Source organism: Peptoniphilus duerdenii ATCC BAA-1640, assembly GCF_000146345.1.
Taxonomy (GTDB): domain Bacteria; phylum Bacillota; class Clostridia; order Tissierellales; family Peptoniphilaceae; genus Peptoniphilus_B; species Peptoniphilus_B duerdenii.
Genome location: NZ_GL397072.1, coordinates 1 through 2,201, shown reverse-complemented (window position 1 = coordinate 2,201; position 2,201 = coordinate 1). Strand labels below are relative to the sequence as shown.

General features: G+C 23.8%; 2 protein-coding genes. Both read left to right on the top strand.

Features of this window, described 5'->3' with window-relative positions; all coding sequences use genetic code 11:
* Nucleotides 1-67 precede the first annotated feature (67 nt).
* Entirely contained in the window at nucleotides 68-1,606 is a 1,539-nt protein-coding gene (locus HMPREF9225_RS09605; protein ID WP_008902754.1) for a sensor histidine kinase, read from the top strand.
* A complete protein-coding gene (locus tag HMPREF9225_RS09600; protein WP_008902753.1) occupies nucleotides 1,584-2,198 on the top strand; it encodes a response regulator transcription factor in 615 nt (204 codons plus the stop codon). Before HMPREF9225_RS09605 ends, HMPREF9225_RS09600 begins: the two co-directional genes overlap by 23 nt.
* Nucleotides 2,199-2,201: the final 3 nt, after the last annotated feature.

Below are 2,201 nucleotides of genomic sequence, written 5' to 3'. Positions count from 1 at the left end.
AACAATATTAATATTTAGAAAGTCAGATATTAATTAAAAATAACATGATAAATGGAAGGTACTGTATATGATAAATAGAAAAAGTGTATTATTAGTTTTATGTATAATAGTTCAAGGTGTGATTAGTTATTTCGTCCTTAGTCATTTGGGAAATAATAGCATTTATAATATACAACTATTCTCTTTGTGTTTATTTACAGTATACGGATACATAAGCTATAAAATTTTGGTATTAGATAGAGTTAAGGAGACGATTAAAAATTTTATAATAGCTACTTTATGTATTAATATTTTTGTAGTAGTTGACGTTTTTGATTTTTTAAAAAGTAATATGTACACAACATTTAAGCTAATAACGGTGTTTGTAATTACAGCAAATTTACTCAAAGTCGTTAGTGCATATTTAATAGATATAAAAATACTTAATAAGATTATTATATTTTTTACAATTTTAGCTATATTGTTTGAGTCACTTGATTTAGGGTATGCAGAGATAATAAATTATATTTTGTATGTAATTATAACATTTGGTCCTTTTGTTATGGCATACAAGAAACGAAAGATATTATTTGAGTTTGGTGCAAAAATATATGGGGTAACATTTTTATTTATTGCCTCAATATTTATATATATATTTAGCGGAATATTTATAAATAACGCTAAGTTAGAAAAGCTGGAAATATACTTTTTGTTGAATTCAATATATTTGACTACATTATATTTCATACTACTAAAAAAACAAAATTCATCTAAAGTGATAAACAAAAATGAAATGCTCTTGATGATTATAGACTGTATGTTTTTATGTATATTTATAGTATTTGTAAATTTATTTGGACAAGGTCTAAGGAGAGTTATTTATATGGGGATAAGTCTAATAACAATATACAAAGAGAGTATGTTAATGTTTTACTTTTATTTTGAAAAACAGAAAGATCCAAATGGAGTGATAAGAAATAAAATACAGCAATACAATATAGAAAAGAATTATAACAAAAGAATTTCAAACTTTTTACATGATGATATATTACAAGATATAATAGCTATAAAAATGAATATTCTTTTAGGAGAAAAAGAATTTTTAGATGAGTCAATTAAAACAATAGATAAATTAATTGGAATTACAAGGTCCGAGATTGAATTATATAATCCTACAATTATTTATGATTTACCATTAGCAGACAATTACTATAATTTAATAGAATCTTTAAGGAACAGGTTTAACAAAAATGATATATTAATAGACTTAAATTGTGATAAAGAGTTTTTTGTAAATTATCCATACGATATGGTTATTTATAAGATTTTGCATGAATTATGTATAAATATATACAAACATTCAAAAGGAAATTATTCTGAGATTAATATAAAAACGGATAATAGAGAATTATATATTAGCGTAATCAATCATGAAGATGTATTTGATTATGAAAATATAAAGATAGGGAATGGAAGAGGATTAGAGATTATAAAAGATGAAATTGAAAAATTAGATGGGAAAATATTAATTGATCAGTTTTATGACAAAGTTGAACCATTCATTAAAATTAATGTAACTATACCTATAGAGGAGGAAGTGATCTGTGAAAATATTATTAATAGATGACCATACCATGTTTTCTAATAGTTTAAAATATAGTTTAGAGCGTGAAGAAGAAATAGATATTGTTGATTTGATTGATGATATTTTTAATTTGGGATCAATATTAGAAAAAAAAGAATATGATATTATTTTAATGGATATTAATTTGAGTAAAATGAAGGGCAATAAGGATGGATTAGAAGTTTCTAATGAGATATTAATAAAATATCCAAAACAAAAAATCGTTATGCTAACTGGATATGATTTAATAGGCTTTGAAGAGAAAGCGAAGGAAATAGGTACTAAAGGGTTCATATGCAAAGATGAGAATATCAAAGTTTTAGTAAAGAAATTAAATGATGTAGTAAATGGAGAGTTAATATTTAATGTAAACACTAACTTGAATTATGATTTGACAGAAAGAGAAATTGAAATTATTAATTTGTATTGTTCAGGGCTTACAAGAATGGAAGTCGCAAAGGAATGTAATATTTGTAAAAGTTCATTAGCGACAGCGTTAAATCGCATATACGAAAAATTGGGTGTTAGAAATTATCAAGAGATGGTTCATATTGCAATGAAATATGGATATGTAAAACCTGTATATTTTAAATAATAG

What these genes read in the sequence shown, in the direction of transcription:
- HMPREF9225_RS09605 (WP_008902754.1), top strand. Translation starts at nt 68, where the DNA reads ATGATAAATAGAAAAAGTGTATTATTAGTTTTATGTATAATAGTTCAA.